Raw genomic sequence first — 7,702 nt, 5'->3', positions numbered from 1 at the left:
GGGGCCGCCAGCTGCGGGTCCGCGGCCTCGCTCAAGGCGGAGGCGGCCGCCTCGGGCTCGGCCACCGGCACCCGCGCTGCCGGCACCGGCACCGGCGCCACCACCGGCGGCGGCGCCACGGCGGCGCGCAGCAGGGCGATGTCGGGCGCCTCTGCCTCCGGCACCAGCTCGGCCGGGCGGCCCGCCTGGGCCGGGGATTGGCGGTTGCCGGGGCGTTCCAGCACCAGCGCGTTCTGGTTCGGCACGCGTAGCCCGCCCGGATCGTCCGGGCGCACCTTGAAGGGGCGCGGATCGGCCTCCACCAGCGGGATGCCGCCGCCGCCGCCCACGCGCTGGAAGGCCCACCAGCCACCCGCGCCCGCCGCCACCACCGCCAGCATCCCACCGGCCACCGCCACCATGCGCCAGGGCAGGCCCTGGGCTTCGCGTGGCACCCGGTAGGACGGAACCATCATGTCGCTCATCGCATCTCCTCGACGGGTTCGACCCCCATCACCGCGAGGCCAGAGCGAAGGACCACCGAGGTGGCCGCGACCAGCGCGAGACGCGCCTGCGTGGCTTCCGGCTCCTCCGCCCGGATGAAGCGCAACGTCGCATCGTCACGCCCCCTGTTCCACAATACATGAAAGTCGCTGGCCAAGTCTTGGAGAAAGAACGCGATTCGGTGAGGCTCCCGCGCCGCAGCAGCGGCTTCCACGGTGCGCGGCCAGGCGGCCATGCGGCGGATCAGCGCCAGTTCGGCCGGATCCGTCAGCGACTCGAGGCTGACCTGCGCCAGCCCCGCCTGGGTCGGGTCGCCGGCGGAGCGCAGGACGGAGCGGCAGCGGGCATGGGCGTATTGCACGTAGAAGACCGGGTTCTCCCGCGTCTGCTCGATGACCTTGTTCAGGTCGAACTCCATCTGCGCATCGGCCTTGCGCGTCAGCATGGTGAAGCGGACGGCGTCCTTGCCCACCTCGTCGATCAGGTCGCGCAGCGTGACGTAGGTGCCGGCGCGCTTGGACATGCGGACCGGCTCGCCATCCTTCATCACATGCACGATCTGGGTCAGCACCACATCCAGGCTGACCTGGCGGTCGGACAGCGCGGCGACCGCGGCCTGCATGCGCTTCACATAGCCGCCATGGTCGGCGCCCCAGACCTGCACCAGCTGCGGAAAGCCGCGCTCGATCTTGGCCAGGTGGTTCGCCACATCGTTGGCAAAGTAGGTGCCGGAGCCATCGGATTTCCGCAGCGGGCGGTCCACGTCGTCGCCGAACCGGGTGGCGCGGAACAGCACCTGCGGGCGGGGTTCCCAGTCATCGGGCGTCTTGCCCTTCGGCGGCTCCAGCACCCCGGTGTAGATCAGGTCCTTGGCCGAGAGCGTCGCCTCCGCCTTCTCCAGCCAGCCCTCGCCCACGATCGCGCGCTCGCTGATGAAGACGTCGTGCTGCACGCCCAGCGCCGCCAGATCCTCGCGGATCGCGGACATCATGGCTTCCACGGTGAAATCCCGCACCGTGTCCAGCCAATGCGTGGCGGCCGCCGGCATGGCGCCCGGCTCGGCCAGCGTCTCCTTGAAGATCTGGCGCAGGGCAATGCCGACGGGCACCAGGTACTCGCCCTTGTACTGCAGCCCGCCAGGCACGGACTGGGCGTAGTCATCCTCCGTCATGCTGGTGCCGAGGGCCTGGAGGTAGCGCCAGTAGGTGGCATAGGCCAAAGCCAGCACCTGCGCGCCGGCATCGTTCACATAGTATTCGCGGGTGACGTCATAGCCCGCCTTGCGCAGCAGCAACGCCAGCGCGTCGCCCACCACGGCGCCGCGGCAATGGCCGACATGCATCGGCCCGGTGGGGTTGGCCGAGACATATTCCACATTCACCGGCCCGCCCGCCCGCGCCGGGCCATCGCCATAGGACGGGCCGGCCTGCAGCACGGCCGGGACCACGGCGCGGATGAAGCCCTCCTCCAGGCGCAGGTTCACGAAGCCGGGACCAGCGGGCGTCGCCTCCACCACCATGGGCAGTCCGCGCAGCTTCTCGCACAGCGCGGCCGCCAGCTTCGGCGGCGGCATCTTCGCCGGCTTGGCGACAACCATGGCGGCATTGGTCGCCATGTCGCCATGCGCGGCGTCCTTTGGCGGCTCCACCAGCACGCGGGCGAAGGCGTCGGGGGGCAGGTCCGGCAGCAGGTCGCGCAGGGCGGCCACCACCTCGGCCCGGATGGCGGCGAAGATATCGGCTTGGATCATCGGGGTATTCCGCCGGCGGCCCGGCCCCACCATGGGGCCGGGCACACGGGCCTCGGTCAGGGTTTCAGGAGGCCTTCAGCCCGGCGATGGCGGCCAGCACCTGGACAAAGCGCGCCTCCATCGCGTCGAAGCGCGCCTCCATCGCATCGAAGCGCGCCTCCATCGCATCCAGCCGTGCCTCGATCCGGCCGAAGCGGGCGTCGGCTTCGGCGAATCGCGCCTCCATGCGGGCTTCCAGCCGCGCCACATCGTCGCGCACCAGCGCCGCCACGGCATCCAGCTTGCGGTCGACCTCCGCCACCGCGTCGCCGACCAACCGGGTCGAGGCTTCGAGCTCCGCCTGACGCTCCTCGAGCACGGCCAGCCGGCGTTCCACCCCGTCGAAGCGGGAATAGAGCGGCGACATGTCCGCCTGCATCCGGCGCAGCGTGAAGCCGATTCGGCGCAGCTCTTCCAGATCGATCACCTCAGCCATGGCCGGAAAGCTCCTTCGCCGCCCTTCATATCATGTCCCGGCCGGTCCGGGCCAAGGCTCTCCCGGCCGGCCCGGCCAAAGCCAGGGGCGAATTCAGCCCGGGATGGAAGGATCGGTCAGACGCCGATGCTCCTCCAGCGCGAATCGATCGGTCATACCGGCCAGGTAGTCGCAGACGGAATGGGCCGCGGCCGGGCTGCCCGGCTCCCCGGCGCGGGCCTGCCACCAGGGCGGCAGCTGCCTCGGCTCGCCATGCAACAGGGTGAACAGCAACTGCAGCGCCCGCTTGCATTTCTGCGTGGTGCGGTTGACCCGCCAGTGCCGGTACATGCGCTGGAACAGGAAGGCGCGCAATTCGTTGTTCGCCTCCATCATGCCGTCGGAAAAGGCGACCACCGGCCGGTCATGCGCCCGGATCGCCGCGGCGCTGTCGGGCGCAAGCGCCGCGATGCGCCGGCGGCTTTCTGCCACCGTGTCGTTCACCATGGCGTTGATCACCCGCCGCACCACCTCCCCCGTCGCCCGGTCGCGCGGCAGGCCGGGGTTGGCGCGCAGCGCCTCGGCATGCGCCTCCCGCACCAGGGGCAGGGCCACGGCCTCCTCCAGCGTGAACAGGCCGGCGCGGATGCCGTCATCCAGGTCGTGGTTGTTGTAGGCGATGTCGTCCGCCAGCGCCGCCACCTGCGCCTCGGCGCTGGCATGGGTGTGCAGGTCGAGCGGGTGCAGGTTGTCATATTCGGCGATGTAGGGGGCCGGGCGGCGCAGCGGGCCGTTGTGTTTGGCCAGGCCCTCCAGCGTCTCCCAGGTCAGGTTCAGCCCGTCGAAGCCGGCATAGCGCGCTTCCAGCCGGGTGACGGCCTTCAGCGACTGGGCGTTGTGGTCGAAGCCGCCATAGGGCCGCATCATCACGTCCAGCGCCTCCTCCCCCCCATGGCCGAAGGGCGGATGGCCGAGGTCGTGCGCCAGCGCCAGCGCCTCTGCCAGATCCTCGTCCAGCGCCAGTTCGCGGGCGATGGAGCGGGCGATCTGCGCAACCTCCAGGCTGTGGGTCAGCCGCGTCCGGAAATGGTCGCCCTCGTGGTAGACGAAGACCTGCGTCTTGTATTGCAGGCGCCGGAAGGCGGTGGCGTGGATGATGCGGTCGCGGTCCCGCTGGAAGGGAGAGCGCGCGCCGCCGCCCGGCTCGGCATGCAGCCGGCCGCGGGACTGGGCGGCGCGAACCGCCCAGGGGGCCAGCCCGTCCGGAAGCCGTTGCTGATCCATCGCCTGGGCCCTAGCACCGGCAGGCGGCCTTGGGAATCCCGGCTGGGGAACCGCATGATGGAAAGCCGGGCGCATCCGCCCTATCTTCTTGGGAAGGAGTACCCGCGCCCATGGACACCGCCACCCCCTTTCGCGTCACCCCCCGCGCCGCCGCCCAGGTGGCGGAGATCGCCGCCCGCCAGGGCAAGCCCCAGGCCGGGCTGCGGCTGGCGGTGGATGCCGGCGGCTGTTCCGGCTTCCAGTACCGCTTCGACCTGGAAGACGCGCCGGCGGCGGATGATCTGGTGGTGGCGGAAGGCCCCGGCCGCGTCTTCGTCGACCCCGTGAGCCTGGAACTGCTGGCCGGCGCCGAGCTGGACTGGACGGAGGCGCTGATCGGCGCTCATTTCGCGGTGAAGAACCCGCAGGCGGTCAGCGCCTGCGGCTGCGGCACCAGCTTCTCCGTCGGGTAGCCACAGGGTGGCGGGCGGAGCGCCCGCCAGGCGCGGCCTGCCGGCCCGGTTCAAAGGCTCCGTTCACAGGAACGTTGTCCGCGCTGCCCCCCGCTGGACGCCGCTTGGTTCCCCCGGTTAAGGATGATCGACAGCGGTAGGTAGGCCGATGCAGCCCCCCGTCGATCTCGGTCATGCGTCCGCCCCGCCGCTTCCGTCCGCCCGGCCTTTGTCGGACGCAGCCACCGCGCCTTTCGCCCTGCGGGCGAGCGATGCGCTGCCGGCGGCCCCGAAGCCGCCCGGCCTTACCGCGCCGGGAAGCTTCTGGCCGCTCTGCGTCGCCGTGGTGGTGCTGCCGCTGCTGGCGGCCGGTGGTGCCGCCTGGAGCAGTTGGTTTGCGCTGAAGGAGGATATCGAGAGCCGGCTGATCCGGACGGTCGACCTGCTCCACGAGAACACGCTGCGCGCCCTGGAGAGCCAGGAAGCCTACATCACGGCCGTCAATCGCTTCATCCTGGGCTGGGACTGGGACACGATCGCGGCGAGCGCTGACCTGGCCGACTTCCTGGCCAGGCTACGCGACAGTGCGCCGGGCACCAGCGCCCTCGGCATCGTTTCCCCGGACGGGATGCTGCTGCACATCTCCAGCAGCCCCTTCCCCGCGCAGCCGGTCGACCTCTCCGGCCGCGACTATTTCCAGGCGCATCAGGGAGCACGGGTGGATGAGGTGGAGCCGGTGGTGGGGGCCGCCATCATCGGCCGGATCCGAGGCCGCCGCATCTTTCCGATCAGCCATGCCCGCCGGGACCGGGAAGGGTCGCCCGATGGCGGCGTGATCTGGGCGACGCTGGATGTCGACGCCTTCGCCAGCTTCTATGCCTCCATCGTCATTTCGCCGACCGACGAGGTCCAGCTCATCCGCCATGACGGCCGCGTCCTGGTGCGCCACCCATCGCTGCCGGAGGCGCCGGCCGTGGACGCCGGCGCCGTTGCGGAGAGGCGCGCCGTGATCGCCACCGCGGCGCAGACCGGGCGGGCGGCGCTGGCCTATATCGGTGCCGGCACTGCCGGCGCCATCACGCCCGGGGCCGGCCTTCCCATTCTCGCGCGTCCGTTCCTCTCCGCGCTGGGCCTTCCTGCCATGGGGGCCGAGCGCCTGGTGGCCACGCGCTGGCTGCCACGCTACGGCATCGCCGTGATCTACGGGCTGCAGGTGGAGCAGATGCGCCATGTCTGGGCCCGCCGCGCCGCCGGTTTCACCGTGGCGGCGGGCGTTGTGGTGGTGCTCCTGCTGGCGCTGATCCGGCTGGCGCAGATCGGCATGCAGCGCGAATATGCCGCCCTGGCGCGCGCCCGGGCGGAAGCGGAACGGCGGCTGGATGCGGAGATCCGGCTGCACCGGACCGCCCGCATCACCGCCCTCGGGCAGGTTGCGGCCGGTGTCGCGCACGACATGAACAACCTGATCCAGAGCGTCATGGCCGCGTCACGCCTGATCGACCGCCGGGCGGAGCAGCCGGAGAAGGTGCGCAGCCTGTGCGTCATGCTGCAGGAGACGGCGTCGCGGGGGGCGCGGATTGCCGGACGCATGCTGGAGTTCAGCCGGCAGCGGCCAGGCGGCGCGCATGTCCCGCAGGAAGGCTTCGCGCTTTCCAGCCTCTTCGATCGGCTGGGCGACCTGCTCGGCGACCTGCTCGGCTCCGGCATCCACCTGACCTGCACGGCCGAGCCGGGCCTGCCGCCGCTCAGCGCGGACCGCAATGAATTCGAGACGGTGCTGGTCAACCTGATCGTCAACGCCCGCGACGCAATGCCCGATGGCGGTGCCGTGCGGCTGAAGGCGGAGCTGGAGCGCAGGGATGATGGCAGCAGGCGGCTGCGCGTCAGCGTCACCGATTCCGGCATCGGGATGACACCGGAGGTTCTGGGCCAGGCCGGCGAGCCGTTCTTCACCACCAAGGAGGCCGGGCGCGGCACCGGGCTTGGCCTTTCCATGGCGCGGCAATTCGCCGAGGGGCTGGGCGGTGGCCTGGAGATCGACAGTGCGCCGGGCCAGGGCACCCGTGTCAGCCTCTGGTTCCCGGTCGCCAGCGACACCGCATCCGGCTGAAGCCAGCGCAGGGCGCTTTCCAACTGATTCAGAACAATTTTTCCAGGAACGGCGGTCGGCGCCAGCAGATCCTGCTCTAAGGCATTTTCAAGCCTTGCGGCTTCGCAAGGCGACTCGGAAAATGCGTCGAAACAACAAGCTGGAGCCGTTTCGCCGTCTTCGCTTGCGGTGCAACGGCTCTAGCCATGCGGGGCGCCTGCGGGCAGTCTTCGTGCCATGATCCGCCTCGCCAGCTTTAACGTGAACTCCGTCCGCAAGCGGGCGCCGCATATCCGGCGCTTCCTGGCGCGGCAGGAGCCCGACCTGCTGTTCCTGCAGGAACTGAAGTGCCGGACGGAGGAATTCCCGGCCGCCGAACTCGCCGCTTCCGGCTATCGCTGCCATGCCGTGGGCCAGCCGGGCGGGCGCAACGGCGTGGCGGTTCTCGGGCGGATTCCCTTCGAGGTGGTGGACGAGGCGCTGCCTGGCGACTCGGCGGACAGCCAGGCGCGCTACATCGAGGTGGCGGCGGCCGGGATGCAGGTGGCCGGCATCTACCTGCCCAACGGCAATTCCGGCGGCGATGAGGGCTTCCTCTACAAGCTCGCCTGGATGGAGCGGCTGCGCCACCAGGCGGCGCGGCGGCTGGATGCCTTCACGCCCTTCGCCATCCTGGGCGACTTCAACGTCTGCCCCACGGAGCAGGATCTGGCGCCCGGCGCCCTGCCCCCCACCGATGCGCTGGTACGGCCGGAGACGCGCGCGGAATGGCGCGCGCTGGAACATCTGGGCCTGACCGACGCGCTGCGCGCCCTGCACCCGGCGCCGGCGCGCCTCTACACCTATTGGGACTACGGCTCCGCCTTCGAGCGCAATGCCGGGCTGCGCATCGATCACGCGCTACTGAGCGCGGAGCTGGCGGAGCGTCTGACGGCCGTCCAGGTCGATGTAGACCCGCGGGCCGAGGAGCAGCCCTCCGACCACACGCCGCTGGTGGTCGACCTGGCCGGGTAGTGCCGTTTCACCGCCAGCGGAGACGGTGAAACGGCTCCAGCTCCTTGTTTCGACGCCTATTCCGAGTCGCCTTGCGAAGCCGCAGGGCTTGGAAATGCGCTAGCAGCCTGTCGGATTTGTCACACGCGTTTTGCAGGCGAGGCGGCGATTGAGGTCAGGCGAGCCGCAGGCGGTGAAGCCTGCGGCAGTTGTAGGCG

At 70.6% G+C, this 7,702-nt stretch carries 6 protein-coding genes and 1 pseudogene; 3 read left to right on the top strand and 4 right to left on the bottom strand.

Going from position 1 to position 7,702, the window contains the following annotated elements:
* The 4 genes and pseudogenes from HEQ75_RS28965 to HEQ75_RS27245 all read right to left on the bottom strand — a co-directional run.
* Positions 1-464 (bottom strand): annotated as a pseudogene (locus tag HEQ75_RS28965) (hypothetical protein); the annotation flags it as partial.
* Entirely contained in the window at positions 461-2,233 is a 1,773-nt protein-coding gene (argS, locus tag HEQ75_RS27255) for an arginine--tRNA ligase (RefSeq protein WP_168035276.1), read from the bottom strand. The pseudogene HEQ75_RS28965 and the gene argS, both read right to left, overlap by 4 nt.
* A gap of 64 nt (positions 2,234-2,297) precedes the next feature.
* A complete protein-coding gene (locus HEQ75_RS27250; protein ID WP_168035275.1) occupies positions 2,298-2,708 on the bottom strand; it encodes a hypothetical protein in 411 nt (136 codons plus the stop codon).
* Between the two features lie 93 nt (positions 2,709-2,801).
* Positions 2,802-3,971: a deoxyguanosinetriphosphate triphosphohydrolase gene (locus tag HEQ75_RS27245; protein WP_168035274.1), complete on the bottom strand. Its 1,170-nt coding sequence runs from the start codon at positions 3,969-3,971 to the stop codon at positions 2,802-2,804.
* Between the two features lie 110 nt (positions 3,972-4,081).
* Here HEQ75_RS27245 and HEQ75_RS27240 point away from each other — a divergent pair, with 110 nt between their 5' ends.
* The 3 genes from HEQ75_RS27240 to HEQ75_RS27230 all read left to right on the top strand — a co-directional run bounded on the left by HEQ75_RS27240 (position 4,082) and on the right by HEQ75_RS27230 (position 7,505).
* Positions 4,082-4,423, top strand: a complete 342-nt coding sequence (locus HEQ75_RS27240; protein ID WP_168035273.1) for a HesB/IscA family protein — start codon at positions 4,082-4,084, stop codon at positions 4,421-4,423.
* Positions 4,424-4,631: 208 nt separating this feature from the next.
* Positions 4,632-6,512 carry an ATP-binding protein gene (locus HEQ75_RS27235; protein ID WP_168035272.1) on the top strand — a complete coding sequence of 627 codons (1,881 nt, stop codon included), beginning with the start codon at positions 4,632-4,634 and terminating at the stop codon, positions 6,510-6,512.
* Positions 6,513-6,731: 219 nt separating this feature from the next.
* Entirely contained in the window at positions 6,732-7,505 is a 774-nt protein-coding gene (locus HEQ75_RS27230; RefSeq protein ID WP_168035277.1) for an exodeoxyribonuclease III, read from the top strand.
* Positions 7,506-7,702 lie beyond the last annotated feature (197 nt).

The sequence above is a fragment of the Falsiroseomonas selenitidurans genome (assembly GCF_012103215.1).
GTDB lineage: Bacteria > Pseudomonadota > Alphaproteobacteria > Acetobacterales > Acetobacteraceae > Falsiroseomonas > Falsiroseomonas selenitidurans.
Note: the sequence above shows the minus strand (reverse complement) of the source record. Positions and strands in the feature narration are given on the sequence as shown.